The sequence below is a fragment of the Roseateles sp. genome, from assembly GCF_047654785.1.
In the GTDB taxonomy this organism is placed as follows: domain Bacteria; phylum Pseudomonadota; class Gammaproteobacteria; order Burkholderiales; family Burkholderiaceae_C; genus Pelomonas.
On the sequence record NZ_JASGKQ010000002.1, the window covers coordinates 680,943 to 706,511 of the forward strand.

Below are 25,569 nucleotides of genomic sequence, written 5' to 3' on the forward strand. Positions count from 1 at the left end.
CCATGCGCCAGTCGCACCTCGATCCGCGCGCCGTCGCGCTGCTGCTGCTGTGCTGCCTGCTGTGGGGCATCAACCAGGTCGCCGCCAAGGCGGCGCTGACGGAGATCGGGCCGCTGTGGCAGGCGGGGCTGCGCTCGGTCGTGGCCGGCGTGCTGGTCTGGCTGTGGTCCGCGGGGCGCGGCGTGCGGCTGTTCGGCCGCGACGGCAGCCTGGGCGGCGGGCTGCTGGCCGGCGCGCTGTTCGCGGCCGAGTTCGCCTGCATCTTCGTCGGGCTGCAGTACACCAGCGCCTCGCGCATGGTGGTGTTCATCTACCTGTCGCCCTTCGTCGTCGCGCTGGGCATGCCCTTCATCGCGCGCGGCGAGCGGCTGTCGGGCCGGCAGTGGGCCGGCCTGGTGCTGGCCTTCGGCGCGGTGGCGTTCGCGTTCGCGGAGGGCTTCTCGGCGCCGCACAGCCCGCGCCAGTGGTGGGGCGACGCGCTGGGCGTGGCCGCCGCGGTGCTGTGGGGCGGCACGACGCTGGCCATCCGGGCGACCCGGCTGGCCGCCGCGCCGGCCGAGAAGACGCTGCTCTACCAGCTCGCCGTGTCGGCGCTGGCGCTGTGCGCGGCGGCCGCGTTCGCGGGCGAGCCGCTGCCGGCGCAGTGGTCGCCGCGGCTGCTGGGGCTGTTCGGCTTCCAGGCCGTCGTCGTCTCGTTCGTCAGCTACCTGATCTGGTTCTGGCTGGTGCGCCACTACGCGGCGACCCGGCTGGCCGTGTTCACGCTCAGCACGCCGCTGTTCGGGCTGCTGGCCGGCGCGCTGCTGCTCGGCGAGGGCATCAGCGCGCGGCTGGTGATGGCGCTGGCCGCGCTGGCCGCCGGCATCGTGCTCGTCAACCGCTGAGCCCCGTCCCTTTTTCCACCCTGGAGACGCTCCCATGATCACCCTCTGCGGCATCCCGATGTCCAACTACTACAACAAGGTCAAGCTGGCCTTGCTGGAAAAGGGCATCCCCTTCACCGAGGAATACGTGCGCACCCATTCGCACGACGAGGCCGTGCTGAGCTGCACGCCGCTGGGCAAGGTGCCCTTCATCAAGACGCCGCACGGTCCGCTGTGCGAGAGCCAGGTCATCACCGACTACCTGGAGGCCGCCTACCCCGGCACGCCCGCGCTGCTGCCGGCCGACCCCTTCCAGGCCGCCAAGGTGCGCGAGCTGATCGCCTTCGTGGAGCTGCACCTGGAGCTGGTGGCGCGCGAGCTGTACGCCGAGGCCTTCTTCGGCGGCCAGGTCAGCGACGGCACGAAGAAGCGCGTGGCCCGCGTGCTGCCGGCCAACATCCAGGCTTTCAAGCGCCTGGCCCGCTTCGGCCCCTACCTGGCCGGCGACCGTTTCACGATGGCGGACTGCGCCGCCTGGGCCAGCCTGCCGCTGGTGGCGATGGCCACCAAGGCGGTCTACGGCGACGACCTGCTGGCCGCCGGCGGCGTGGACTGGAAGCCCTACGCCAAGCTCATCGGCGAGCGCCCGCACGCCGCCCGCGTGGCCGCCGACCGCAAGGCCGACGCGCAGCGGCAGCAGCCGGCCGCCTAAACTGGCCGGCCTTTTTTTCCGCCCCGCCGCCATGAAGCTGTCGCGCACCCTGCCGTTCGTCCTCGCCGCGCTGCTGCCGGCCGCGCCCGCCGGGGCGCAGGCGGACGCCGAGGCCCGGCTCATCGTGCGCTTCAAGCCGCAGGCGGACAGCGTGCGGGCCAAGGCGCTGGCCTCGCGCGCGACGCGGGCCGAGGCGCGCGAGATCGCCCAGACCCGCGCGACCGCGCTGGGCATGCGCACGGGCCAGGCGCTGCGTGCCGGCATCAGCCTGGACGAGCGCACCCACGTGGTGGCCGCGCACGGCATCACCGGCGCGCAGCTGGCCCGGCGGCTGGCGGCCGACCCCGAGGTCGAGCTGGTGGCGGAGGATGGTCGCCGCAAGCACCTGGCCACGCTGCCCAACGACCCGCTGTTCGGCGACGCCACGGTGCCGGCCGAGACCACGGCGGGCGGCGTCCAGCAGCGTGTCATCGACCAGTGGTACCTGAAGGCGCCGGGCGCGCCGAGCCACCCGCAGGTCGTCTCCGGCATCAACGCGCCGGCCGCCTGGGACCTCAGCACCGGCGCGGCCAGCGTGGTGGTCGCGGTGCTGGACACCGGCGTGCGGCAGGACCACCCGGACCTGGCCGGCAAGTTCGTCGCCGGCTACGACATGATCGGCCTCGGCAGCCCGGGCGCGCTGTCCACGGCCATCGCCAACGACGGCGATGGCCATGACGCCGACCCGTCCGACCCGGGCGACTGGGTCAGCCAGGCCGACGTGGACAGCGGCCGGCTGGGCAGCGGCTGCGACAGCAGCGACATCGCCAACAGCTCCTGGCACGGCACCCGCGTGGCCGGCCTGATCGGCGCGGCCAGCAACAACGGCCTCGGCATGGCCGGCGTGGGCTGGGGGCTGAAGCTGATGCCCATCCGCGTGCTGGGCAAATGCGGCGGCTACGACAGCGACATCATGGCCGGCATGCGCTGGGCCGCCGGCCTGGCGGTGCCGGGCCTGCCGGCGAACCCCGTGAAGGCCAAGGTGCTCAACCTCAGCCTGGGCGGCAGCGGCAGCTGCGGCACCTCGGGCACCGGCGCGCTGTACCGCGACACCATCGCCCAGGTCACCGCGGCCGGGGCCACCATCGTCGTCGCGGCCGGCAACTCGGCCGGCCAGGCCGTGGGCCTGCCGGGCAACTGCCCGGGCGTCATCACCGTGGCGGCGCTGCGCCACGTCGGCACCAAGGTGGGCTTCTCCAGCGTCGGCCCCGAGGTGAGCATCGCCGCGCCCGGCGGCAACTGCATCAACATCGGCGCCGGCCAGCCCTGCCTGTACCCGATGGTCAGCACCACCAACCGCGGCACGACCGCGCCGGTGGCGGGCGACGCCAGCTACACCGACAGCCATTCCTCCGTGGGCACCAGCTTCTCGGCGCCCATCGTCAGCGGCATCGTCGGGCTGATGGCCTCGGTCCGGCCCGGCCTGACGGCGGCCGAGGCGGCGCGGATCCTGAAGGCCACCGCGCGCCCCTTCCCGACCACCGGCGGCGACGGCAACCCGCCGCAATGCCAGGCGCCCGGCACGGCGGAGCAGCTGGAGTGCTATTGCACGACGGACACCTGCGGCGCCGGCATGGTGGATGCGTTCGAGGCGGTCAAGGCGGCGCAGGTGCTCAATGCGCAGGCCGCGGCGGCCTCGGCGGCGGCCGCCACCGGGAGTGGCGGCGGGGGCGGCGGCGCGATGAGCGCTGCCTGGCTGGCGGCGCTGCTGCTGGCCGCGCTCAGCCTGAGGCGGCCGACGCCGCCGCGGCCGGCGCCGCGCCGCAGGCCTTGAAGCCCGGGGCCAGCGCCGCGTTGCGGCTGGCCCGCAGCTGGCCGGCGAGCAGGCCGTCGGCCTGGACGACCAGCGTGTGCCGGGCCTGCGCGGGCGCCAGCTCCAGCACGCGCAGGCCCTTGAGCCCGCGCTTGTCGAACGCGGCGGCCTGCGCGGCCGCGTCGGCCGGGCTGGCGTGGCGGCTCAGCACGAAGGCGGGCTGTTCGGCGGGCAGGCCGTGCAGCGGTTCGAAGGGCAGCTTGAGCTGCTTGTAGGTGGCTTCCTTGCGGGCGCGGAACTCGGCGTCGGCGAGCCGGATGGTGGCCACCACCCACACGCCGGGCTGCTCGCTGCTGCGCACCTGGGCCTCGGCGCCCAGGGCGTGCAGCGCGGCCTGCGCGGCGGCGAGCGCGGCATCGCCCTCCAGCGGGCCCAGCGCCAGGCAGCTGCGCTGCGCCAGCGCGGCCACGGCGCTGGCGGCCAGCGGCTGGATGCGCTCGGGATGCTGCTGCGCGGCCAGGCGCTGCGGCTCGCGGCCGCTTTCGGCGGGCAGGCCGGTGACCGTGTCCAGCCAGCCGCGCGACCAGGTGAAGAACAGGGCGTTGGCCGCCAGCAGCACGAGGACGAGCACGCGCATCACGGTGAGGTCTCCCATCTCAGGCTGATGTCGCCGCCGCTGATGGGCAGCAGGCCCGCGGCGGTTTCCAGCAGCAGTTCGCCCTGTGGGCCGACGCCGCGCGCGATGCCGGGCTGATCGCCCGCGCGCACCGGGCGGCCGGCCATCAGGTCGCGCCGCGCGAAGGCGGCCTGCCAGGGCGCGAAGCCCAGGGTCTCGAAGTCGGCCAGCAGGGCGCGCAGCGCCGGGGCCAGGGCGTCCAGCACCGTGGCGGCGGTGGCCTGCGGCGTCAGCGTCTGCAGCGCCGCGTGGCCGGTGGCGAAGGCGCTGCGGTCGGCGCCGGCCGGCAGCGGCTTCAGGTTGATGCCGATGCCGATCACGACGCCGCGGCGCTCCGCCGGCAGCGGCAGGGTCTCGACGAGGATGCCGCAGAGCTTGGCGCCGTCGAGGAAGACGTCGTTGGGCCACTTGAGCCGGATGCGCTCGCCGCCCGGGTCCAGCACGTCGGCCACGGTGCAGCCGATGGCCAGCGACAGGCCGGAGAGGTCCAGCGCGGCCGGCAGCGGGCAGGCGATGGAGAAGGTCAGCGCCGCGCCGGGCTCGGCCTGCCAGGGCCGGCCGCGCCGGCCGCGCCCGGCGGTCTGGCGCTCGGCCGAGATCAGCAGCGGGCCGCCGCCGTCGCGCAGGTGCTGCAGCGCCTCGGTGTTGGTGGACCCGCACTCGGCGAGGTGGCGGCGCTCCATCGTCAGCGGCCCGGCCGGCGGGTCTTGGGCGCGAGCAGGGTGCCGCGGCAGGTGGCCGCGCCGCACCAGCAGGCGAACTGCCGCTTGACCCGGGCCGTGTGGCGCCCGTCCAGCACCAGGCCGTAGTCGTAGAACAGCTCCTCGCCGGGCGCCAGGTCGCGCAGCGCGCGGATGTAGACGCGGCCGTCCCGCTCCTCGGCCTCGCAGTTGGGCGCGCAGGCGTGGTTGATCCAGCGCGCGTCGTTGCCGCCGTGCAGCGCGTCGATGACGAGGCCGCCGTCGAGGTGGAAGTAGAAGGTGTGGTGGGGCTGGGCGGGGTCGTGCGGGTGGCGGCGCAGCGCCTCGTCCCAGCTGATGCGCTCGCCGGTGTATTCGAGGATGCGCGCGCCCGCCGCGATCGGCGCCACGGCGTAGACGCCCCGGCCATGCACGCCGGAATCGCGGACTTCGATCTTGCGGCGCGAGGTTTTGCTGGGCTTCAAAACGCTGTGGTACGGTGAATTCATGGGTGCGCGCGTGCGTGGGCATGCGCGCGAGGCCCGGATTGTAGGCAGCTAAGAATGAGGCCCCTCGTCCAAGGAGTACCTTGGCCGGTCCCCCGAGGGGACGGTGATGCTTGGCGGATTGACCGCCAAGCACATCGCCAGACGGGCCGGCTTGGGGCGGCCCGGCGCTCGGCCCGGGAGATGAACTGACAACCGATGAACGACCGATGAGCAAGACCCTGATCATTGCCGAGAAGCCCAGCGTGGCGCAGGACATCGTCCGCGCGCTGACGCCGGTGGCGGGCAAGTTCGACAAGCACGACGACCACTTCGAGAACGAGCGCTACGTCGTCAGCTCCGCGGTCGGCCACCTGGTCGAGATCGCCGCGCCGGAAGAGTTCGACGTGAAGCGCGGCAAGTGGAGCTTCGCCAACCTGCCGGTGATCCCGCCGCACTTCGACCTCAACCCCATCGACAAGAACAAGGGCCGGCTCAACGCGCTGACCAAGCTGATCCGCCGCAAGGACGTGACGGCGCTGATCAACGCCTGCGACGCGGGCCGCGAGGGCGAGCTGATCTTCCGGCTGATCGAGCAGTACGCGCGGCCGGCCAAGGGGCCGTGGACGAAGCCGGTGCAGCGGCTGTGGCTGCAGTCGATGACGCCGGCCGCGATCCGCGAGGGCTTCGAGAAGCTGCGCAGCGACGCGCAGATGCAGCCGCTGGCCGACGCGGCGCGCTGCCGCTCGGAGGCGGACTGGCTGGTCGGCATCAACGGCACGCGGGCGATGACGGCCTTCAACTCGCGCGACGGCGGCTTCTTCCTGACCACGGTCGGCCGGGTGCAGACGCCGACGCTGTCCATCGTCGTCGAGCGCGAGGAGAAGATCCGCAAGCACGTCGCGCGCGACTACTGGGAGCTGCGCGCGAACTTCGACGCGCAGGCCGGCCAGTACGAGGGCAAGTGGTTCGACCCCGCGTGGAAGAAGAACGACGACGCCGAGCGGCGCGCGGACCGCCTGTGGACGCAGGCCGAAGCGGATGAAATTGCCAAGGCCGTGCTCGGCAAGCCGGCGACGGTCAGCGAGGAGAGCAAGCCCAGCACGACCAGCTGCGGCGCGCTCTACGACCTGACGACGCTGCAGCGCGAGGCCAACTCGCGCTTCGGCTTCTCGGCCAAGACGACGCTGTCCATCGCGCAGGCGCTGTACGAGAAGCACAAGGTGCTGACCTACCCGCGGACGGACTCGCGCTTCCTGCCCGAGGACTACCTGGCCGTCGCCAAGGACACGGCCAAGATGCTGGCCACCGAGGACCTGCCCGGCCCGCTGGCCGCGCTGTCGCGGCACGCCGCCACCTCGCTGAAGGAGGGCTACATCAAGCCGACCAAGAAGGTGTTCGACAACGCCAAGGTGTCGGACCACTTCGCGATCATCCCGACGCTGCAGGCGCCCAAGGCGCTGACCGAGGTGGAGGCCAAGCTCTACGACATGGTGGTCAAGCGCTTCCTGGCGGTGTTCTTCCCGCCGGCCGAGTTCCTGGTCACGACGCGCATTTCTAAAGTGGACAAGCACCACTTCCAGACCAACGGCAAGGTGCTGGTCAAGCCGGGCTGGCTGGCCGTCTACGGCAAGGACGTGGACGACGAGGACGCCAACCTGGTGCCGGTGCAGCCGGGCGAGGTCGTGCGCACCGAGAGCGTGGACGTCAAGGCGCTGCAGACCAAGCCGCCCGCGCGCTACACGGAAGCGACGCTGCTCTCCGCGATGGAGGGCGCCGGCAAGCTGATCGACGACGACGAGCTGCGCGAGGCCATGGCCGAGAAGGGCCTGGGCACGCCGGCCACGCGCGCCGCGACCATCGAAGGGCTGATCACCGAGAAATACATGCTGCGCGAGGGCCGCGAGCTGATCCCGACGGCCAAGGCCTTCCAGCTGATGACGCTGCTGCGCGGCCTGGAGGTGGAGGACCTGACCCGGCCCGAGCTGACCGGCGACTGGGAGAGCAAGCTGGCCGCGATGGAGAAGGGCAAGCTGAGCCGCGAGACCTTCATGGCCGAGATCGCGGCGATGACCGGCAAGATGGTCGCCAAGGCCAAGGGCTATGACCGCGACACCATCCCCGGCGACTACGCGACGCTGAAGACCCCGTGCCCCAAGTGCGGCGGCGTCGTCAAGGAGAACTACCGCCGCTTCACCTGCACGGGCCGGGACGGCGGGGAGGGCTGCGGCTTCTCGATCGGCAAGATCCCGGGCGGCCGCAGCTTCGAGCTGGCCGAGGTGGAGCAGTTCCTGCGGGACAAGAAGATCGGCCCGCTGGAGGGCTTCCGCTCCAAGGCCGGCTGGCCGTTCACGGCCGAGCTGGCGCTGGTCTACGACGACGAGATCGCCAACTGGAAGCTGGAGTTCGACTTCGGCGAGGACGCCAGGAAGGCCGAGAACGACGGCGCGCCGGTGGACTTCTCGGGCCAGCAGAGCCTGGGCGCCTGCCCCAAGTGCCAGGGCCACGTCTACGAGCACGGCAGCAACTACGTCTGCCAGCACGCGGTGGGCGAGAAGGTGACCTGCGACTTCAAGACCGGCAAGGTCATCCTGACCCAGCCCATCGAGCCGGCCCAGGTCCACAAGCTGCTGGCCGGCGGCAAGACCGACCTGCTGGAGAACTTCGTGTCCAACAAGACGCGGCGCAAGTTCAAGGCCTTCCTGGCCTATGACAGGAAGGAGGGCAAGGTGGTCTTCGAGTTCGAGCCCCGGGCGGGCAAGCCGGCGGCCAAGGCGGCGCCGGCCAGGAAGGCGGCCGCCAAGAAGGCCGCCAAGGCCTGAGCCGGCCCGAGCGCGCGATGACGCCGGGGCCGATGAGCATGGGGCTGCAGACGCGGCTGACCGCCGGCATCGCGCTGGTGGCCAGCCTCATCGTGCTGGCCGTGGGCTGGTACTGGACGGCCCGCGAGGAGGCGGGCCTGATGGCCGGCCTGCGCGAACGCGAGGCGCGCATGGCCGGCCTGATCGCGCGCGGTTTCGCCGGCCCGATCTGGAACCTGGACCACGTCGCCATCGAGAACCTGCTCGACGCGGTGATGGCCGACCCCGAGGTCCACGCCATCGAGCTCAAGGGCCTGGGCCTGCGCGGCGGCCTGGCCCGGCGCGAGCGCGCCCAGGCCGCGAACGGCCCGCTGCGCCGGGAGTTCGCCATCAATTACCAGCCCTCGGCCGACGTGGCGGGCACGCCGGTGGCGTCGGCGGTGCTGGTGGTCACGCGCGACCTGGTGGACCAGCAGATCAGCCGCACGCGGCGGTTCGTGTTCGAGCTGCTGGCCGGCGTGGTGGTGGCGGTGGCGCTGGCGGGCTCGCTGCTCGTGCACTGGCTGGTGTGCCGGCCCGTCGCGCGGCTGGGCGCGCTGGCGCAGCGCGTGGCCCAGGGCGACCTGGGCGCGCAGGCGGCGGTGGCGCGCGCGGACGAGATCGGCGCGCTGACCATGCGCTTCAACGCGATGAGCCTGAAGCTGCGCGGCGCCGCCGACCAGGTGCGGCTCAGCTCCGAGGACTTGCGCGCCAGCGAGGCGCGCTACCGCAGCCTGTTCGAGAACGCGACCGAGGGCATCTTCCAGGCCGACGCCAACGGCCGCGTGCTGGACATGAACCAGGCCTTCATGCAGATGCTGGGCCTGGCGCCGCAGCAGGCGCTGGGCCGGCGGCTGCGCCGGGTCACCGGCCTGTCCCGCGAGGACATGCGCCGCGTGACGGCGGTGATGAACGGGCAGGGCAAGATCCAGCAGGCCCCGCTGCTGCTGCGCGGCCGCGGCGGCCAGCCGCTGTGGGTGGAGCTGAACGCGCACTGGGTGGCCGGCGAGGGCGGGCAGCGGCGCATCGAGGGCATGGTCAGCGACATCTCGCTGCGCCGCGAGGCCGAGGCCGAGCTGACGCGCCACCGCGACCACCTGGAAGACCTGGTCGCCGAGCGCACCGGCGAGCTGCGGGAGGCCAAGACCCGCGCCGAGGCCGCCAACTTCGCCAAGGGCCGCTTCCTGGCGACGATGAGCCACGAGTTCCGCACGCCGCTGAACGCCATCCTCGGCTTCACGCAGCTGATGCAGATGGACGCCGCCATGCCGGCGGCGCAGCAGGCGCGGCTGCAGCTGATGCGCGACTCGGGGCTGCACCTGCTGGAGCTGATCAACGACGTGCTGGACATGGCCAGCATCGAGGCCGGCAAGGTGTCGCTCAAGCCCGGCCGCGTGGACCTGCGCGCGCTGCTGGACATGGCCTGCGACAGCGTGCGGCTGCGCGCCGAGCAGAAGGGCCTGCGCTTCGTCAGCGAGGTGGACGCGCAGCTGCCGGCGCATGTGCTGGTGGACGGCCAGCGGCTGCGCCAGGTGCTGCTGAACCTGCTGTCCAACGCGGTGAAGTTCACCGACGCCGGCACGGTGTGCCTGGCGGCCACGCTGGCCAGCCCGCCGCAGGGCGGCCATGCGTGGCTGCGCTTCGCCGTCGCGGACAGCGGCATCGGCATGACGGCGGCCCAGCAGTCGCGGTTGTTCCAGGCCTTCGAGCAGGTGTCGGAGGCCTCGCGCCACCTCGGCGGCACGGGGCTGGGCCTGTCCATCAGCCAGCAGCTGGTGCAGCTGATGGGCGGCCACATCGCCGTGCAGAGCGTGGCCGGCCAGGGCAGCAGCTTCGCGTTCGAACTGCGCCTGCCGCTGGCCTGACCGGGCCGCCGCCCCGTTCCCCTCCCCCCTTTGTCCGTCTCCTTCGCCTTTCGAGGACCCCACCGCATGAACGCTCCCGCTCCCCGCCGCCTCGTCGCGCTGCTGGCCCTGGCCGGCGCGCTGTCCGCCGCCCTGCCCGCGGGCGCCGCGCCGCCGCAGCCGCCGGGCGCCGTCAGCGCCGAGGCCGGACGGATCGCCATCCGCCACGAGAAGTTCACGCTGCCCAACGGCTTCGAGGTCATCCTGGTGCAGGACCACCGGCTGCCGCTGGTGGCCTTCAACCTGTGGGTACACGCCGGCCCGCGCAACGAGGCCCCGGGGCAGACGGGCTTCGCCCACCTGTTCGAGCACCTGATGTTCGCCGGCAGCCGCCACGTGCCGCGCGGCGAGTTCGACCGCTACATCGACGCCGCCGGCGGCACCGACAGCAACGGCTCGACCAATTTCGATCGCACCAACTACTTCTTCACGCTGCCGTCCAACCAGCTCGAACTCGGCCTGTGGCTGAAGGCGGACATGCTGGGCTGGATGATCGACGAGGTGGACTCCGTGGCGCTGGCCAACCAGCAGGACGTGGTGCGCAACGAGCGCCGCCAGAGCGTCGAGAACCGCCCCTACGGCCTCGTCGAGGAGGCGATGTACCAGGCGCTCTACCCCGAGGGCCACCCCTACCGCGCGGTGGTCATCGGCTCGCACGCCGACATCCAGTCCATCCGGCTGAAGGACGTGAAGGACTTCGCCCGCACCTACTACCGCCCCAACAACGCGACGCTGGTGCTGGCCGGCGACTTCGACCCGGTGCGCGCCAAGGCGCTGGTGAGGAAATACTTCGGCACGCTCAAGGCCGGCCCCAAGCCGCCCGAGGTGAACGTGGCCGCGCCCGAGATCACGAGGGAGCGCCGCCTGGTCGTGACCGACCGCATCGAGCTGAGCCGCCTCAACCTCGCCTGGCACACGCCGGCGATGTTCAAGCCCGGCGACGCCGAGCTGGACGTCGCCGCCCACGTGCTGGGCGGCGGCCAGGCGAGCCGGCTGTACGGCCTGCTGGTGCGCGACAAGCAGCTCGCGCAGAGCGTCAGCGTCGGGCAGGGCTCGCAGTCGCTCGGCTCGGTGTTCGACATCGAGGTGGTGGCCCGCCCGGGCGCGTCGCTGGACGAGATCGAGCAGCGGGTCGACGCCGAACTCGCCCGCCTCGCGGCCGAGCCGCCGACGGCCGCCGAGCTCGCGCAGGCGCGCGCCACCCTGGAGACGCAGCTGCTGCAGCGCCTGGAGAAGGTGACGTCGCTGGCCGACCTCGTCAACCACTACAACCAGATGGCCGGCGACCCCGGCTTCGTCGGCCAGGACCTGGCCCGCTACGCGGCGCTGGCGCCCGCGGACGTCAGCGCCGCGGTGGCCCGCTGGCTGCAGAAGGACCGCCGCGTCGTCGTGCAGGCCCGGCCTGGCGAGCAAATGCTGCCGCCCGAGGTGCCGACGCCGCCCGCGCCCGCCCAGGCCGCCCACGGCGAGCGCGAGGCGCTGAACGCGCCCGAGGCCTGGCGCAACAAGCCGCCCGGCGCCGCCCGGGCCCAGGCCTTGTCGCTGCCGGCGGCGCAGCGCTTCACGCTGGCCAACGGGCTGACCGTCATCCATGTGCCCAAGCCGGGCCTGCCGCTGGTCAGCGCCAGCCTGGTGGTGCGCGCGGGCCAGGGCGCCAACCCGGCGGACCGGCCGGGCCTGGCCGGCTTCGTCGCCGCGATGCTGCCCGAGGGCACGGCCACGCGCAGCGCGCAGCAGGTTGCCGAGGCCGCTGCGGCGCTCGGCGCCACGCTGTCGGCGCAGGCCGGCCCCGAGGAGGCGCGCGTCGATTTCTCCGGCCGCAAGGCCGCCGCGCGCGACGGCTTCGCGCTGCTCGCCGACCTGGCGCTGCGCCCGGCCTTCGCCGCGCCCGAGATCGAGCGCGTCAAGGCCCAGCGCCTGGCCGCGCTGGCGCAGCAGCGCGAGCAGGCGCCGCTGCTGGCCAGCGCCGTGGGCAACCGCGTGGTCTACGGCCCCGGCCACCCGCTGGCCGAGAACGCGCTCGGCACCGAGGCCAGCCTGCAGGCGGTGGACGCCGCCGCGCTGCGCGGCTTCTGGCGCGCGCACTACCGGCCCGAGCGAGCGGCGCTCGTCGTGGCCGGCGACCTGACCGAGGCCGAGCTGCGCGCGCTGGTCGAGCCGCTGTTCGGCGCCTGGCAGGGCGAGGGCCCGGCCGCCGCCGCCGCGCCGCTGCCGCCGGCCCGGCCGGTCGCCGCGCGCACCGTGCTCGTCGACAAGCCCGGCGCGCCGCAGACCGCGCTGGCCGTCGTCGCGCCGGGCCCGTTCGCGGGCGTGCCGGACGCGGCGCCCCTGAAGGTCATGAACGCGGCGCTCGGCGGCCTGTTCACGTCGCGCATCAACCACCAGCTGCGCGAGGTCAAGGGCTACACCTACGGCGTGTACTCCGGCTTCGGCATGGGCCGCGAGCGCGGCCAGTTCGGCATCCGCGGCAGCGTGCGCACCGACGCGACGGGCGCGGCGCTGGCCGACATGTGGCGGGAGATCGAGGGCATCCGGGCCCGGCCGCTGGGCGCGGCCGAGCTGAACCGGGTGCGCAACGCGCAGCTGCTGTCGCTGCCGGGGCTGTTCGACACCAACGCCGCCGTCGTCGCCGGCTACGCGGGCAACTGGTCGGCCGGCCAGCCGCCGAGCGCGATCACCGATTTGCCGAGGCAGTACGCCGCCGTCACGCCGGCCGCCGTGCTGAAGGCGGCCAGGGAGCACCTGGACCCGGCCCGGCTCATCGTCGTGGCCGTGGGCGACCAGGCCAAGGTCCGGCCGCAGCTGGAGGCCATCGGCCGCACGCCGGAGATCCGCGCGGCGGACGGCCGCTGAGAGCTTGAGAGCCCGGCGCGGCGTCAGCGCGCCGCCGCGAGCGCGCGCTCGACGAAGCGCCGCGGCACCGTCGTCTTCGGCACGCGCACCGGGAACCAGCTGCGGATGTCGCTGTCCACGCCGATGCCGTGCATGAAGTTGTACAGGCCCTTCCGCAGCCCCTGGCCCAGGCCGTCGTGGTCGGTGGGCGTGGGGTCGATGAAGGCGATGTCGTTGCGGGCGAAGCGGCCGTCGGCCGGCAGCGGCTGCAGCGTGACGCCGTAGTCCGCCGGGTTCATGCCCACCGGCGAATGCACCGTGCAGGCGAAGCGGTGGAAGAAGCCGCTGTGGATGCAGCCGTGCTCGAACAGCTGGCGCACGTACTCCAGCGCGTCCACGGTGTCCTGCGTGGTCTGCGTCGGGAAGCCGTACATCAGGTAGGCGTGCACCAGCACGCCCGCGTCGGCGAAGGCCTTGGTGACGCGCGCCACCTGCTCGACGCTGACGCCCTTCTGCATCAGCTTCAGCAGCCGGTCCGACGCGACCTCCAGCCCGCCCGAGATGGCGATGCAGCCGCTGTCGGCCAGCAGCCGGCACAGCTCGGGCGTGAAGGTCTTCTCGAAGCGGACGTTGCCCCACCAGCTGATCGCCACGCCGCGCCGCAGCAGCTCCTCGGCCAGCGCCTTCAGCGCCTTGGGCGGCGCGGCCTCGTCGACGAAGTGGAAGCCGGTCTGCCCGGTCTCCGCGATGATGGCCTCGATGCGGTCCACCAGCACCTCGGCCGACGCGGCCTCGTAGCGCGAGATGTAGTCCAGGCTCACGTCGCAGAAGCTGCACTTCTTCCAGTAGCAGCCGTGGGCCACGGTCAGCTTGTTCCAGCGGCCGTCGCTCCAGAGCCGGTTCATCGGGTTGAGCATGTCCAGCAGCGACAGGTAGCGGTCCAGCGGCAGGCCGTCCCAGGTCGGCGTGCCGACGTCGGCGAAGGGCACGTCGGGCTCGGCGAAGTGGGTGTACCGAACTGTTGGCCCCCGCGTGCGAGGCTGTGCCTCGCCCGTCCCCCCGAGGGGGGCGAAATCGCCTTGGGGCGGCCCGGCGGCGATTTCCTCGCCGCCGTCGCGCCAGAAGGTGCGCACGAGGCGGGCCTTCGAGCGCCGGCCGGCGACGTGCTCCAGCAGCGCCAGCAGCGGCCGCTCGCCGGCGTCCAGCGTCACGTAGTCGACGAAGTCGAACAGCCGCGGCTCGGCCAGCTCGCGCAGCTCGGTGTTCACGTAGCCGCCGCCGAGCACGCACACCACCCCGGGCCGCGCGGCCTTGACGCTTTGCGCGATGCGCAGCGCCGCGTAGACCGAGCCGGGGAAGGGCACGGACAGCAGCACCACGTCGGGCGCGTGCTCGTCCAGCGCGGCGAGCGTCAGCGCGTGCAGCGTGCGGTCGATCAGGTGCGGCGGCGCGGCGAGCGCGTCGGCCAGCGGGTCGAAATGCGCCTGCGCGGCGGCCAGCGACTCGGCATAGCGCACGAACTCGAAGCGCGCGTCCACCGCGTCGCGCAGCACGTCGGCGAGGTCGTTCAGGAACAGCGTCGCCAGGTGCCGGGCGCGGTCCTGCAGGCCCAGCGCGCCGAAGGCCCAGGCCAGCGGGTCTTCGCCGTCCTCGCCGACGTAATGGTCCAGCGACGCGAAGCGCGCGCCCTCGGGCAGGAAGGCGCGCGTGTTGATGCGGTGCGCCAGCGTCGGGTCGCGGCTCTGCAGGAAGGCGATGACGCGCGGCGTGGCGGCGGCGATCGACCGGAACTCGCCGTCGAACCACGCCGTCTGCGGCGTCTGCCGCTCGGGCGGCAGCGCCTGCACGGCGTCGCGCAGTTGGGCCAGGCCGGCGGGCGAGAACAGCGCCAGCACCAGCGCCAGCGCGAGGTCCACCTGGCGCGCGTCCATGCCGCGCGAGCGCAAAAAGCCGGTCAGGTAGGCGGTGGACGGGTAGGGCGTGTTCAGCTGCGTCATCGGCGGGATGACGGCCAGCACGCGGGGCGAGGGCAGGGGCATGGCGGGATTGTCGTGCGGCCCTATGCTGCGCGCCGCGATGAAACACGCCACGCCCTCGACGCTCGCCACGCTGGAGCCGCTGCTGCGCCAGCTGCGCGCGCTGCACGGCCTGTTCGCCGACGCCAAGCTCGCCGGCGGGCGCGGCTTCCAGCGGCTGCCGGTCGATACGGCGGCGCAGTGGCAGGGGTTGCTGGCGGCGGTTGGGCGGGTGCTGGCTGCGTAGAATGGATCGCAATTGCAACGCACCGGCCTGCCGCCATGAAAACCGCCACCTTGCCTTCCCTGCGCGTCGAGCCCGAACTGCGTGATGCGGCCGAGCGCGTGCTCGGCGACGGGGAAACCCTGTCCAGCTTCATCGAGGGGGCGGTTCGCGAGAGCATCGAGCGGCGGCGTGCCCGCGCCGAGTTCATCGCGCGCGGCCTGGCCTCTCGTGAGGATGCGAAGCGGACGGGCGTCTACATCGCGGCGGATGCCGTGCTCGGGGAACTGGCCGGCAAGCTGGCGCAGCGCCGCGCGGCTTTGGCGGGGAAGGGCGCGGGCAAGGTTCGCCGGTGAGCTGCGCGGTTCGCTTCACGGAAGCCGCGCGGGACGATCTGCGCCGCCTCTACGAACATCTGCTGGACCGGGCGGTTGCGGTCGAAGACCTCGATCTGGCGGACGAAGCGCTGGCCACCATCGCCCACGCCATCGACGGCCTGGGCCGCAGCCCCTTCATCTACCGCAAGGCGGGTGCCGACCCCTTCCTGCGCGAACTGCTCATTCCTTTCGGCCACAGCGGCTATGTGGCGCTGTTCGAGATCGAGAGCGCCTCGGAGGTCACCGTGCTGGCCGTGCGCCACCAGCTCGAAGACGACTATCACTGACCGGTGCTGGCGGCCATCCGAAGCGCGAGTTCCCGCCTCAGCCACCGCCCCGCAGCCACCCCGCCAGCTTCTCCGCGATCATCAGCGTCGGCGCGTTGGTGTTGCCGCTGGTGATCGTCGGCATCACGCTCGCGTCCGCCACGCGCAGGCCGGCCACGCCGCGCACGCGCAGCCGGGGATCGACGACCGCATGCTCGTCGTCCGTGCGGCCCATCCGGCAGGTGCCCACCGGGTGGAAGATGGTCGTGGCGATGTCGCCGGCCAGGCGGGCCAGTTCCTCGTCGGTCTGGTACTGCGGCCCGGGCTTGTATTCCTCGGGCTTGAACGCGGCCAGCGCCGGCTGCGCGACGATGCGGCGGGTCAGCTTCAGGCTGTCGGCGGCGACCTGGCGGTCCTCGTCGGTGGAGAGGTAGTTGGGCCGGATGGCCGGCGCCATCGCCGGGTCGGGCGAGGTCACGTGCACCGTGCCGCGGCTGCTCGGGTTCAGGTTGCAGACGCTGGCGGTGAAGGCGTCGAAGCGGTGCAGCGGCTCGCCGAAGGCATCCAGCGACAGCGGCTGCACGTGGTACTGCAGGTCGGGCCAGGCCTTGCCGGTGCTGCTGCGCGTGAAGGCGCCGAGCTGGCTGGGCGCCATGCTCATCGGGCCGCTGCGGCGCAGCGCGTATTCGAGGCCGATCATGGCCTTGCCCAGCAGCGACGCGGCGCGCGTGTTCAGCGTCCGGGCGCCCTGCACCCGGTAGACGGCGCGGATCTGCAGGTGGTCCTGCAGGTTGGCGCCCACGCCGGGCAGGTCCCGCTCGGTCGTGATGCCCAGGCCTTGCAGCAGCGCGCCCGGGCCCAGGCCCGACAGCTGCAGGAGCTGCGGCGAGCCGATGGCGCCGGCCGCGAGGATGACCTCGCCGCCCGCATTCAGCCACGGCTGCTCGATGCCGTGCGGCGTCTGCACCTCCACGCCGCTGCAGCGCAGGCCGGCCGTGCCGCTGCCGTCCTGCAGCAGCCGCAGCCGGCGCACCTGCGCGCCGGTCCACAGCTCGAAGTTGGGCCGGCCCAGGCAGGTCGGGCGCAGGAAGGCCTTGGCCGCGTTCCAGCGCAGGCCCTTGCGCTGGTTGACCTCGAAATAGCCCACGCCCTCGTTGCTGCCGGCGTTGAAGTCGCTGGTGGCGGGGATGCCGGCCTGGCTGCAGGCGGCGGAGAAGGCGTCGAGGATGGGCCAGCGCAGGCGCTGCTGCTCCACGCGCCATTCGCCCTTCTGGCCGGCGACCGGGCCGTGCAGCGCGTCGAAGCCCTCGGGCGCGGCCTGGGGCTCGTCCAGTCGCCAGTGGTTCTCGTGGCGGCGGAAGGCGGGCAGCACCTGCTCCCAGCGCCAGGCGTCGTCGCCGGTCAGGTCGGCCCAGTGCTCGTAGTCGCGGCTCTGGCCGCGCATGTAGATCATGCCGTTGATGCTGGAGCAGCCGCCCAGCACCTTGCCGCGCGGGTAGCGCAGCCGGCGGCCGTTCAGCCCCGCTTCCGCCTCGGTGCTGAAGCACCAGTCGGTGCGCGGGTTGCCGATGCAGTAGAGGTAGCCGACGGGGATGTGGATCCAGTGGTAGTCGTCCTTGCCGCCGGCCTCGAGCAGCAGCACGCGCTTGCCCGGGTCGGCGCTGAGCCGGTTGGCCAGCAGGCAGCCGGCGGTGCCGGCGCCGACGATGATGTAGTCGAAACCTGGTTGGGGCATGGGCGCTGACGGGGGCGGTCGGTCGAGGGAGGTGCGGGGCCCAAGCGTAATTCAGCGCGGCAGCTGCGGCAGGGCCATCGGGCTCAGCTCACCGAGTGCGCGGCCAGCACCGGGAACAGCTTGATGAGGCCGTCGCTGAGCAACTCCACCGCCAGCGCCGCGAGGATCAGGCCCATCAGCCGCGTCATGATGTTGATACCCGTCTGCCCCAGCACCTTGGCGATCTTGCCGGACGCCGAGAAGACGATGAAGGTCACCGTCGCGACGACGACGCCGTAGCCGCACAGCACGGCCAGTTCCCACCAGACGCGGGTCTTGTCGGCATAGATGACCATGGTGGAGATGGTGGCCGGCCCCGTCAGCAGCGGGATGGCCAGCGGCACGACGGCGATGCTGGCGCCGGCATCGGCGCGGGTGTTGCCCTCCGAGACCTCCTCCCTGCGCGCCTCGGCCGGCTGCGCGTTGAGCATCTGCAGCGAGCTGATCAGTAGCAGGCAGCCACCGCCCACCTGGAAGCTGGCCAGCGAGATGCCGAAGAACTCGATGATCTTCAGCCCGAACAGCGCCGACACCGCGATGACGATGCCGGCCGTGCAGGCGCTGACCAGGATGGTGCGCTGCCGCTGCTGGCGCGAGAACGACGACGTGAAGTGGATGAAGAAGGGCACCACGCCGACCGGATTCACCATGGCCAGCAGCGCGACGAGGGGCTTGTAGATGTCCATGGCGGCGGATTGTGCGTGCGTGCGCGGGCCGGCCCCGGCCTCATTCGCCTTCCGTCAGCGCCAGGTACACCGCGCAGCAGCCGCGCAGCCAGACCAGCGTCGGCAGCACCAGCGCCAGCGCGAACACCACGCCGCCGCCGGTCAGCGCCGCCAGGCCCAGCGCGCCGCCCTCCAGCGGCACGCCGCTGGCGCTCAGCGCGCGCGGCCCCAGGCCCATCACGCCGGCCAGCAGTTGCTGCGCCGGCAGTTCCACGCCCGCGCCGACGATGGCCAGCCCCGCCACCAGCCGGCTGCCGGTGACGACGACGAAGCTCACCGCCGCCGTCGCCAGCGCGACCAGCAGGTAGACGGCGGCCATCAGCAGCCCCGTCTCCGGCAGGCCGTGGCGCAGCCGGCCGCGCAGGAAGCGCAGCACGCCCGCGCTGCGCTGCCCGGCCCACACCGCCGGCCCGGCCAGCGGCCCGACCAGGATTACCAGCGCGAACGCCATGCCGCCCAGCACCAGCACGCCGGCCGGCAGCACCAGCGCCAGCAGCGGCGCGCCCACCCCCGGCAGCCGCGTGGCCCAGAACAGCCCGGCCAGCACCAGCGCGGCCGCGCCGGCCGCCGCGACGCAGGCCAGCAGCGCCAGCAGCACGCGGTGCGCGCCGCGCAGCGCGTCGGACAGCGCATCGCGCGGGTCGCGCACCGGCAGGCCGCGCGCCTGGTCCATCACCATCAGCCCGGTCGCGTTGACCCCGAAAAAAGCGACGGCCAGCGCCAGGCCCAGCCACAGCGCGCTGAGCAGCTCCTGCTCGCGCCCCAGCGCCGAGCGCGCCATGGCCAGCAGCAGCCCGGCGACGCAGAAGGCCGTCAGCAGCGCATGCAGGGCGCGCAGGTTGCGGGGCGCGTCGATGCTGGCGAGCACGCGGGCGAGGGCGGGGATCAGGGGCGTCGTCATGGGCCGGCGATGGTAGCGATGACGGCCGCATGACGCCGCCGCCGCGCGAGGGTTTGTGCTAGCTCTGAAAAACAACACTTGCCGGGGCGGCGCCCCGCAATCCCCGGACCCCGCCGACATAATCAAGCGCCTGTGTCTGGACGCCGCACCTTCGCTTGAATGGTTCACGATGGGTTGAAGCTCCACATGGTTTTTTGGTTTTGAGCAGAGAGAAGGGCTTCCCCATGGGAAACAAGCTTTATGTGGGCAACCTGGCCTACAGCGTGCGTGACGAGTCGTTGCAAGAAGCGTTCGGTCAATTCGGCACCGTGACCTCCGCGAAGGTCATGATGGACCGCGAGACCGGCCGTTCCAAGGGTTTCGGTTTCGTCGAGATGGGTTCGGACGCCGAGGCGCAAGCCGCCATCAACGGCATGAACGGCCAGGCCCTGGAAGGCCGCGCCATCGTCGTCAACGAGGCCCGTCCTCGTGAAGAGCGTCCGGGCGGCTTCGGCGGCGGTGGCCGTTCGGGCGGCGGCGGCTACGGTGGTGGCGGCGGTGGCTACGGCGGCGGTGGCCGTTCGGGTGGCGGCGGCTACGGTGGTGGCGGCGGTGGCTACGGCGGCGGTGGCCGCTCGGGCGGCGGCGGCTACGGTGGTGGCGGCGGCGGCTACGGCGGCGGTGGCCGCTCGGGTGGCGGCGGCTACGGTGGTGGCGGTGGCCGCTCCGGCGGTGGCGGCTACGGCGGCGGCGGTTACTGATCGCCCGCGTTCCACGCACCAGTCAAACAAGGCGCCTTCGGGCGCCTTGTTTCGTTTCCGGTCAGCCAGCCGGTCCAGGGTCACTCGCCCGCGCGCCGCTTGCGGCCGCGGCCGGCCAGCGCGCGGTCGTACAGCGCGTTGGGCAGCAGCCGCAGGATCTTGGCCAGCACGCCCATCTGCCATGGGATGACGCGGTAGCTGGCCTGCGCGCGGATGGCGCGCGCGGCCTGGTCGGCGAAGGCGTCCACCGGCATCAGGAAGGGCATGCGGTAGCGGTTGCCGCGCGTCAGCGGCGTGTCGATGTAGCCGGGCAGCAGCGTGACCACGCGCACCCCGAACGGCCGGCATTCGCCGCGCAGGCTCTCGCAGTAGGCGACGACGGCGGCCTTGCTGGCGCTGTAGGCGCCGTGCCCGGGCAGGCCGCGGATGGCCGCGACGCTGGCGATGCCGACCAGCGTGCCGCTGCCGCGCGCGTTCATCGCCGCGACGAAGGGGTGGAAGGTGGCGGCCAGGCCGAGGTTGTTGGTGGCGAACACGCGGCGCATGACGTCCAGGTCGGCGAACTGCGTGGTGTCCATGCCGATGCTGATGCCGGCGTTGGCGATGACGATGTCGGGCAGGCCCTGGCCGGCGATGCACTCGCGGCCGACGCGGGCCATGGCGTCGCAGTCGGACACGTCGGCGCCGTAGACCTGCCAGCGCGCGGCGTCCAGCCCTTGTGCGGCGGCCCAGCGCACCACCTCTTCGGTGCGGCGCGCCACCAGCGCCAGGCGGGCGCCGTCGCGGTAGAAGCGCAGCGCCAGCGCCTGGCCGATGCCGCTGGAGGCGCCGGTAATGAAGACCAGCTCGCTCACTGGCGTGCCTTCGACAGGATCCGCCCCTGCGCCTTGCCGGTGAAGCGGACTTGGCCGGTCAGGTGCCGGTACTCGAAGTTCTGCGCGTCCAGCGTGGTGCCGCCCTGGCGCACGGTGACGGGCAGGTGGGAGCGCAGGATCTCGGCGTTGGCCAGCGCCTGCAGGAACTCGCCGCGCATCTCCAGCTGGGGCGGCGCGTCCTCGCCCGCGCCGGGCGGCAGGCGGCGCAGGTGCACGCCGCCCATCAGCTGCAGGTCGCTGCCGTCGCCGTTGCTCAGCGCGCGGCGGGCCTCGGCGATGGCCAGGCTGCCGTCCGGCGCGATCGCGCGCATGCGCACCTGGTCGATCTCGACGGTGTCGGTGTCCGGGTAGTGGCGCAGCTCCGCGCCGGCGATGCGCACGTTCAGCCGGCCGTCGGCGCCGATGCGCTGGATCTCGAAGCGGGCCATGCGGTAGTCGGGCACGTGGCGCGCCGGCGCGGACGCGCCCGGCTCGCCGAGCAGCGGCGTGTGCTTGACCAGCCACCAGGTGCCGCCGGCCAGCAGCGCCATCAGCAGCAGCGGCAGGTAGTTGGACAGCAGGCTTTGCACGCGCCACAGCAGCGGCCGGGGCGGCGCGCGGCGCGGCGGCGGCGCGGGCAGCGCGGCGGGGGTCATGCGGCGGCGCCCCCGTCCAGCGTCTGGTGGTGGGTGCGCAGCAGGCGGTCGTAGTGGCCGGCGGCCATCAGCAGCAGGTCGCAGAACTCGCGCGCCGCGCCGAACCCGGCGGCCGCGCGGGTGACGTGGTGGACGATGGCCCGCACCTCGGCATGGGCGCCGGGCGGCGCGGCCGCAAAGCCGGCGCGGGCCAGCAGCGGCAGGTCGGGCCAGTCGTCGCCGATGGCGGCGACCTCGCCCCAGCCCGCGCCGAGCCGAGCGAGCAGCGGCTCGGCGGCGGCCAGCTTGTCGCCGACGCCGTAGAGCGCGTGCGCCAGGCCCAGGTCGGCGACGCGGCGGCGCACGGCGGGGCTGTCGCGGCCGGTGATGACGACCGGCGTGATGCCGGCCTGCTGCAGCGACTTCAGGCCGTGGCCGTCCAGCGTCGAGAAGGCCTTGAACTCCTCGCCGCGCTCGCCGATGTAGATGCGGCCGTCGGTCAGCACGCCGTCCACGTCGAACAGCGCCAGCTTGACGGCCAAGCCCGTGCCCTGGGCCCGGACCAGCAGCTCGGGCGGGAAGCTCAGCGCCGCCATCAGATCACCTTGGCCCGCATCAGATCGTTGATGCTGACGGCGCCGAGCAGCTTCTGCCCCTCGTCCACCACCAGCACGACGGTGATGCGCGCGGCCTCCATCAGGTCGGCGGCGTCCACGGCCAGCGCGTCGGCGCCGACGGTGCGCGGCCGCGGGTGGGCGACCTCGGCGGCGGTCAGCGCGCGCAGGTCGCGGCCCTGCTCGACGAGGCGGCGCAGGTCGCCGTCCGTGAAGATGCCCCGCACGCGGTCCTCGCCGTCGACGACGACCGCCATGCCCAGCGCCTTCTCGCTCATCTCGCGCATCAGCGCGGTGAACGGCGTACCGGCGGCGACGCGGGGCAGCGCGTCGCCGTGGCGCATCAGGTCGCGCACATGCGTCAGCAGCTTGCGGCCCAGCGCGCCGCCGGGGTGGGAGCGGGCGAAGTCCTCGGCCTTGAAGCCGCGCGCGTCCAGCAGCGCGACGGCCAGCGCGTCGCCCAGCGCCATCTGCGCGGTGGTGCTGGCGGTGGGGGCGAGCTGCAGCGGGCAGGCCTCCTCGGCGACGGCGCTGTCCAGCACCACGTCGGCATGGGCGGCCAGGCTGGACGCGGCGCGGCCGGTCATCGCGATGACCGGCACGCCCAGGCGCTTGAGCACGGGCAGGATGGCGTTGAGCTCGTCGCTCTCGCCGGAGTTGGACAGCGCCAGCACCACGTCGCCGCCGGTGACCATGCCCAGGTCGCCGTGCGCGGCCTCGGCCGGGTGGACGAACAGCGCGGGCGTGCCGGTGGAGGCCAGCGTGGCGGCGATCTTGCGGCCGACGTGGCCGCTCTTGCCCATGCCCATGACGGCCACGCGGCCGCGGCAGGCCAGCACGGCCGCCACGGCGCGGGCGAAGGCCTCGCCCAGGCGCGGCGCGAGGCTGGACAGCGCGCGCGCCTCGACGTCCAGGGCCTGCCGGCCGATGCGGATGGCGCGCTCGGCGGCCAACGGGGAGGAACTCATGCGGCCAGTGTAGACAAGCGCCCGCGATGCACGGGTTCCGGCGGCCCGTGGCGTCCCGCAGGGGCCGCCGGACCTGGGATGATGCGCGGGCCATGCGAATCCACACCCTCACCCCGCTCATCGCCGCGCTCGCGCTGACCGCCTGCGCCAGTTCCAGCCAGGACCAGGTCGCCGCGGCCGCGACCACGCCGCTGTCCGACCTCAACGTCGTGCGCGCGGACATCCCGCCGGTGCTGAAGGCCGCGGCCGCCGCACCGTATGCGGCGCCGGCCGACGCCAGCTGCCCGGGCCTGGCGCGCGGCATCCGCGAGCTCGACGAGGTGCTGGGCCCCGACCTCGACGCCCCAGCCGCCCCCGGCCACACCGGCCTGCTGGAGCGCGGCGAGGACGCCGCCACCGGCGCGCTGCAGCGCTCGGCGGAGGGCGTCATCCCGTTCCGCGGCTGGGTGCGCAAGCTTAGCGGCGCGGAGCGCTATGCCCGCCAGGTCGGCGCGGCCATCACGGCCGGCGGCGTGCGGCGCGGCTTCCTGCGCGGCATGGCCCAGGCTCAGGGCTGCGCCGCGCCGGCCCGGGGCGCCTGACGCGCCGCCGTCGGCGGCACACGATCCACCCCCTCCCGCCCGCATCCCGATGAAACGCCTGCTGCTCTGCACCCTGTTCGCCGCGCTCGCCGCCCAGGCGGCCGACGAGGCCCCGCTGGACGCGCTGCCCTACACGCCCAGCCTCGACGTGGCGGCCATGGACCGCAGCGCCGACCCCTGCGACGACCTCTACCGCTTCGCCTGCGGGTCGTGGAGCCGCCACAACCCCATCCCGGCGGACCAGTCCCGCTGGTCCGTCTACGCCAAGATGGCCAACGAGAACCAGCGCTACCTGTGGGGCGTGCTGGACAAGCTGGCCGCGCAGCCCGAGGGCCGCGGCGCCAACCAGGCCCGGCTGGGCGACTACTTCGCCGCGTGCATGGACGAGGCCGCGGTGCAGGCCGCCGGCCTGCAGCCGCTGCAGCCCTGGCTGGACCGCATCGCCGCGCTGAAGGACAAGCGGGACCTGCCCGCGCTGCTGGCCGCGCTGCACCCGGCGGCGCACAACGACCGGCTGTTCTTCGGCTTCGGCGCGGGGCAGGACTTCGCCGACGCGACGCGCCAGATCGCCTTCGCCTCCGCCGGCGGCCTGGGCCTGCCGGACCGCGACTACTACCTGAAGCGCGACGCCCGGACGCTCGGCGTGCGCACGGCCTACGAGGCCCACGTGGCGCGCACCTTCGCGCTGCTGGGCGACACGCCGGCCGCCGCCCGGGCCGGCGCCCGCGCGGTGTTGGCCACGGAGACGGCGCTGGCGCGGGCCTCGCTGTCCAAGGTCGACAAGCGCGACCCGTACAAGACATTCCACGTCGTCGATGCGCGCGGGCTGCAGGCGCTCACGCCGGGCTTCGACTGGGCGGCCTACCGCACGGCCCTGGGCGCGGCAGCGGGCGCGGCCGACCGCATCAACGTGACCGAGCCGGCCTTCTTCAAGGCGCTGGACCGGCGCCTGAAGGCGATGAGCGTGGCCGACGTGCGGGCCTATTTGCGCTGGCAGCTCGCCAGCAGCCTCGGCGACGCGCTGGACGGCGGCTTCGTGCAGGCCAATTTCGACTTCTACGGCCGGACCCTGGCCGGCACGCCGCAGCTGAAGACGCGCTGGAAGCGCTGCGTGGCGCTGGTGGACGCGCAGCTCGGCGAGGCGCTCGGCCAGGAGTACGTGGCGCGCAACTTCACGCCCGAGCTGAAGGCCGCCACCGTGCGGATGACCGGCGAGATCGAGGCCGCGATGGCGCGCAGCATCGACGGCCTCGCCTGGATGAGCCCCGCGACCCGGGCCCGCGCGCACGAGAAGCTCCGGGCCATCGTCAACAAGGTGGGCTACCCGGAGCGCTGGCGCGACTACGCCGGGCTGGACGTGCGGCGCGGCGACTTCCTCGGCAACGTCGTGCGCGGCAACGTGTTCGAGGCGCGGCGCCAGCTCGCCAAGATCGGCCAGCCGCTGGACCGCGGCGAGTGGAGCATGACGCCGCAGACGGTGAACGCCTACTACGACGCGCAGATGAACGACATCAACTTCCCCGCCGGCGTGCTGCAGCCGCCGCTGTACGACCCGCGCCTGGACGACGCGCCCAACTACGGCAACACCGGCGGCACCATCGGCCATGAGCTGACGCACGGCTTCGACGACGAAGGCCGGCAGTTCGACGCCCAGGGCAACCTGAAGAATTGGTGGACGAAGCGGGACGCCCGCGAGTTCGAGCGGCGCGCCTCGTGCGTGGCCGACCAGTACGCCGGCTACACCGTGGTGGACGACATCAAGATCAATTCCCGGCTGACGCTGGGCGAGGACCTGGCCGACCTCGGCGGCCTGGTGCTCGCCTGGGAGGCCTGGAAGGCGCATGCGCAAGGCCGGCCCGGCGAGAGCCGCGACGGCCTGACGCCCGAGCAGCGCTTCTTCGTCGGCTTCGCGCAATGGGACTGCGCCGACGCCCGCCCCGAGGCGCTGCGCGTGCAGGCCAAGGTGGACCCGCATTCGCCGGCCCGCTGGCGCATCAACGGCGTGGTCGCCAACATGCCGGCGTTCGAGCAGGCCTTCGCGTGCAAGCCCGGCGCCAAGCTCGTGAAGCCGGCGGGGCGGCACTGCAAGCTGTGGTGACCCTGGGCATGCCC

General features: G+C 73.3%; 23 protein-coding genes. 12 read left to right on the forward strand and 11 right to left on the reverse strand.

The features are described from left to right. The first annotated feature begins 2 nt into the window (after positions 1-2). Genes QM788_RS07595 through QM788_RS07605 form a run of 3 tightly spaced genes read left to right on the forward strand, consistent with a single transcriptional unit; the run spans position 3 to position 3,388 of the window. Positions 3-884, forward strand: coding sequence for a DMT family transporter (locus tag QM788_RS07595; protein ID WP_415660880.1), 882 nt, complete (start codon positions 3-5; stop codon positions 882-884). 34 nt (positions 885-918) lie between these two features. Continuing rightward, a complete protein-coding gene (locus QM788_RS07600) occupies positions 919-1,575 on the forward strand; it encodes a glutathione S-transferase (RefSeq protein ID WP_415660881.1) in 657 nt (218 codons plus the stop codon). A 31-nt stretch (positions 1,576-1,606) separates the two neighbouring features. Then, positions 1,607-3,388 carry a S8 family peptidase gene (locus tag QM788_RS07605; RefSeq protein WP_415660882.1) on the forward strand — a complete coding sequence of 594 codons (1,782 nt, stop codon included), beginning with the start codon at positions 1,607-1,609 and terminating at the stop codon, positions 3,386-3,388. Here the strand turns inward: QM788_RS07605 and QM788_RS07610 are convergent. From QM788_RS07610 to QM788_RS07620, 3 genes are read right to left on the reverse strand one after another with little or no spacing between them, the layout of a single operon-like run. Next, positions 3,336-4,022, reverse strand: a complete 687-nt coding sequence (locus tag QM788_RS07610; protein WP_415660883.1) for a hypothetical protein — start codon at positions 4,020-4,022, stop codon at positions 3,336-3,338. The genes QM788_RS07605 and QM788_RS07610 overlap by 53 nt on opposite strands. Beyond that, entirely contained in the window at positions 4,004-4,726 is a 723-nt protein-coding gene (locus QM788_RS07615; RefSeq protein ID WP_415660884.1) for a biotin--[acetyl-CoA-carboxylase] ligase, read from the reverse strand. The genes QM788_RS07610 and QM788_RS07615 overlap by 19 nt, the downstream gene beginning before the upstream one ends. 2 nt (positions 4,727-4,728) lie before the next feature. After that, positions 4,729-5,232, reverse strand: coding sequence for an SET domain-containing protein (locus QM788_RS07620; RefSeq protein ID WP_415660885.1), 504 nt, complete (start codon positions 5,230-5,232; stop codon positions 4,729-4,731). A gap of 206 nt (positions 5,233-5,438) precedes the next feature. Here QM788_RS07620 and QM788_RS07625 point away from each other — a divergent pair, with 206 nt between their 5' ends. The 3 genes from QM788_RS07625 (at position 5,439) to QM788_RS07635 (ending at position 12,805) form a co-directional block, all read left to right on the forward strand. Further along, positions 5,439-8,030, forward strand: a complete 2,592-nt coding sequence (locus QM788_RS07625; RefSeq protein ID WP_415660886.1) for a DNA topoisomerase III — start codon at positions 5,439-5,441, stop codon at positions 8,028-8,030. A 17-nt stretch (positions 8,031-8,047) separates the two neighbouring features. After that, complete coding sequence (locus tag QM788_RS07630; RefSeq protein ID WP_415660887.1) at positions 8,048-9,913, forward strand: ATP-binding protein; 1,866 nt, start codon at positions 8,048-8,050, stop codon at positions 9,911-9,913. 66 nt (positions 9,914-9,979) lie between these two features. Then, the gene (locus QM788_RS07635) at positions 9,980-12,805 is read left to right on the forward strand and encodes a M16 family metallopeptidase (protein ID WP_415660888.1); all 2,826 of its coding nucleotides are present in this window, start codon (positions 9,980-9,982) and stop codon (positions 12,803-12,805) included. Positions 12,806-12,828: 23 nt separating this feature from the next. Here the strand turns inward: QM788_RS07635 and QM788_RS07640 are convergent, their stop codons facing one another. After that, the gene (locus tag QM788_RS07640; protein ID WP_415660889.1) at positions 12,829-14,823 is read right to left on the reverse strand and encodes a B12-binding domain-containing radical SAM protein; all 1,995 of its coding nucleotides are present in this window, start codon (positions 14,821-14,823) and stop codon (positions 12,829-12,831) included. Positions 14,824-14,860: 37 nt separating this feature from the next. Between QM788_RS07640 and QM788_RS07645 the strand changes: the two genes are divergently transcribed. From QM788_RS07645 to QM788_RS07655, 3 genes are read left to right on the forward strand one after another with little or no spacing between them, the layout of a single operon-like run. Further along, positions 14,861-15,046 carry a hypothetical protein gene (locus QM788_RS07645; protein WP_415660890.1) on the forward strand — a complete coding sequence of 62 codons (186 nt, stop codon included), beginning with the start codon at positions 14,861-14,863 and terminating at the stop codon, positions 15,044-15,046. A gap of 35 nt (positions 15,047-15,081) precedes the next feature. Continuing rightward, the gene (locus QM788_RS07650) at positions 15,082-15,378 is read left to right on the forward strand and encodes a YlcI/YnfO family protein (RefSeq protein WP_415660891.1); all 297 of its coding nucleotides are present in this window, start codon (positions 15,082-15,084) and stop codon (positions 15,376-15,378) included. Further along, on the forward strand, positions 15,375-15,686 hold the full coding sequence (locus tag QM788_RS07655; protein ID WP_415660892.1) for a type II toxin-antitoxin system RelE/ParE family toxin: 312 nt from the start codon (positions 15,375-15,377) through the stop codon (positions 15,684-15,686). Before QM788_RS07650 ends, QM788_RS07655 begins: the two co-directional genes overlap by 4 nt. A gap of 37 nt (positions 15,687-15,723) precedes the next feature. Here the strand turns inward: QM788_RS07655 and QM788_RS07660 are convergent, their stop codons facing one another. From QM788_RS07660 to QM788_RS07670, 3 genes are all read right to left on the reverse strand, one after another. Beyond that, the gene (locus QM788_RS07660) at positions 15,724-17,400 is read right to left on the reverse strand and encodes a GMC family oxidoreductase (RefSeq protein WP_415660893.1); all 1,677 of its coding nucleotides are present in this window, start codon (positions 17,398-17,400) and stop codon (positions 15,724-15,726) included. 83 nt (positions 17,401-17,483) lie between these two features. Beyond that, positions 17,484-18,125: a MarC family protein gene (locus tag QM788_RS07665; RefSeq protein ID WP_415660894.1), complete on the reverse strand. Its 642-nt coding sequence runs from the start codon at positions 18,123-18,125 to the stop codon at positions 17,484-17,486. Between the two features lie 40 nt (positions 18,126-18,165). Further along, a complete protein-coding gene (locus QM788_RS07670; RefSeq protein ID WP_415660895.1) occupies positions 18,166-19,065 on the reverse strand; it encodes a hypothetical protein in 900 nt (299 codons plus the stop codon). Between the two features lie 224 nt (positions 19,066-19,289). Between QM788_RS07670 and QM788_RS07675 the strand changes: the two genes are divergently transcribed. After that, positions 19,290-19,805: an RNA recognition motif domain-containing protein gene (locus QM788_RS07675; RefSeq protein ID WP_415660896.1), complete on the forward strand. Its 516-nt coding sequence runs from the start codon at positions 19,290-19,292 to the stop codon at positions 19,803-19,805. A gap of 80 nt (positions 19,806-19,885) precedes the next feature. Here QM788_RS07675 and QM788_RS07680 read toward each other — a convergent pair whose 3' ends face one another. Genes QM788_RS07680 through QM788_RS07695 form a run of 4 tightly spaced genes read right to left on the reverse strand, consistent with a single transcriptional unit; the run spans position 19,886 to position 22,876 of the window. Beyond that, entirely contained in the window at positions 19,886-20,659 is a 774-nt protein-coding gene (locus QM788_RS07680) for an SDR family oxidoreductase (protein ID WP_415660897.1), read from the reverse strand. Continuing rightward, positions 20,656-21,315, reverse strand: a complete 660-nt coding sequence (lptC, locus tag QM788_RS07685) for an LPS export ABC transporter periplasmic protein LptC (protein ID WP_415660898.1) — start codon at positions 21,313-21,315, stop codon at positions 20,656-20,658. Before lptC ends, QM788_RS07680 begins: the two co-directional genes overlap by 4 nt. Next, positions 21,312-21,890, reverse strand: coding sequence for a KdsC family phosphatase (locus QM788_RS07690; RefSeq protein WP_415660899.1), 579 nt, complete (start codon positions 21,888-21,890; stop codon positions 21,312-21,314). The genes lptC and QM788_RS07690 overlap by 4 nt, the downstream gene beginning before the upstream one ends. Beyond that, a complete protein-coding gene (locus QM788_RS07695) occupies positions 21,890-22,876 on the reverse strand; it encodes a KpsF/GutQ family sugar-phosphate isomerase (protein WP_415660900.1) in 987 nt (328 codons plus the stop codon). The genes QM788_RS07690 and QM788_RS07695 overlap by 1 nt, the downstream gene beginning before the upstream one ends. A 92-nt stretch (positions 22,877-22,968) precedes the next feature. Between QM788_RS07695 and QM788_RS07700 the strand changes: the two genes are divergently transcribed. Continuing rightward, positions 22,969-23,457, forward strand: a complete 489-nt coding sequence (locus QM788_RS07700) for a hypothetical protein (protein ID WP_415660901.1) — start codon at positions 22,969-22,971, stop codon at positions 23,455-23,457. 49 nt (positions 23,458-23,506) lie between these two features. Further along, entirely contained in the window at positions 23,507-25,555 is a 2,049-nt protein-coding gene (locus QM788_RS07705; RefSeq protein WP_415660902.1) for a M13 family metallopeptidase, read from the forward strand. Positions 25,556-25,569 lie beyond the last annotated feature (14 nt).

Excerpts from the sequence above, each read along its gene's own strand:
- QM788_RS07610 (WP_415660883.1), bottom strand. The coding sequence starts at position 4,022 with ATGGGAGACCTCACCGTGATGCGCGTGCTCGTCCTCGTGCTGCTGGCG.
- QM788_RS07675 (WP_415660896.1), top strand. The coding sequence starts at position 19,290 with ATGGGAAACAAGCTTTATGTGGGCAACCTGGCCTACAGCGTGCGTGAC.
- QM788_RS07645 (WP_415660890.1), top strand. The coding sequence starts at position 14,861 with ATGAAACACGCCACGCCCTCGACGCTCGCCACGCTGGAGCCGCTGCTG.
- QM788_RS07615 (WP_415660884.1), bottom strand. The coding sequence starts at position 4,726 with ATGGAGCGCCGCCACCTCGCCGAGTGCGGGTCCACCAACACCGAGGCG.
- QM788_RS07650 (WP_415660891.1), top strand. The coding sequence starts at position 15,082 with ATGAAAACCGCCACCTTGCCTTCCCTGCGCGTCGAGCCCGAACTGCGT.
- QM788_RS07620 (WP_415660885.1), bottom strand. The coding sequence starts at position 5,232 with ATGAATTCACCGTACCACAGCGTTTTGAAGCCCAGCAAAACCTCGCGC.
- QM788_RS07665 (WP_415660894.1), bottom strand. The coding sequence starts at position 18,125 with ATGGACATCTACAAGCCCCTCGTCGCGCTGCTGGCCATGGTGAATCCG.
- QM788_RS07595 (WP_415660880.1), top strand. The coding sequence starts at position 3 with ATGCGCCAGTCGCACCTCGATCCGCGCGCCGTCGCGCTGCTGCTGCTG.
- QM788_RS07660 (WP_415660893.1), bottom strand. The coding sequence starts at position 17,400 with ATGCCCCAACCAGGTTTCGACTACATCATCGTCGGCGCCGGCACCGCC.
- QM788_RS07625 (WP_415660886.1), top strand. The coding sequence starts at position 5,439 with ATGAGCAAGACCCTGATCATTGCCGAGAAGCCCAGCGTGGCGCAGGAC.
- QM788_RS07600 (WP_415660881.1), top strand. The coding sequence starts at position 919 with ATGATCACCCTCTGCGGCATCCCGATGTCCAACTACTACAACAAGGTC.
- QM788_RS07700 (WP_415660901.1), top strand. The coding sequence starts at position 22,969 with ATGCGAATCCACACCCTCACCCCGCTCATCGCCGCGCTCGCGCTGACC.
- QM788_RS07690 (WP_415660899.1), bottom strand. The coding sequence starts at position 21,890 with ATGGCGGCGCTGAGCTTCCCGCCCGAGCTGCTGGTCCGGGCCCAGGGC.
- QM788_RS07640 (WP_415660889.1), bottom strand. The coding sequence starts at position 14,823 with ATGCCCCTGCCCTCGCCCCGCGTGCTGGCCGTCATCCCGCCGATGACG.
- QM788_RS07670 (WP_415660895.1), bottom strand. The coding sequence starts at position 19,065 with ATGACGACGCCCCTGATCCCCGCCCTCGCCCGCGTGCTCGCCAGCATC.
- QM788_RS07695 (WP_415660900.1), bottom strand. The coding sequence starts at position 22,876 with ATGAGTTCCTCCCCGTTGGCCGCCGAGCGCGCCATCCGCATCGGCCGG.
- QM788_RS07635 (WP_415660888.1), top strand. The coding sequence starts at position 9,980 with ATGAACGCTCCCGCTCCCCGCCGCCTCGTCGCGCTGCTGGCCCTGGCC.
- QM788_RS07705 (WP_415660902.1), top strand. The coding sequence starts at position 23,507 with ATGAAACGCCTGCTGCTCTGCACCCTGTTCGCCGCGCTCGCCGCCCAG.
- lptC (WP_415660898.1), bottom strand. The coding sequence starts at position 21,315 with ATGACCCCCGCCGCGCTGCCCGCGCCGCCGCCGCGCCGCGCGCCGCCC.
- QM788_RS07630 (WP_415660887.1), top strand. The coding sequence starts at position 8,048 with ATGACGCCGGGGCCGATGAGCATGGGGCTGCAGACGCGGCTGACCGCC.
- QM788_RS07605 (WP_415660882.1), top strand. The coding sequence starts at position 1,607 with ATGAAGCTGTCGCGCACCCTGCCGTTCGTCCTCGCCGCGCTGCTGCCG.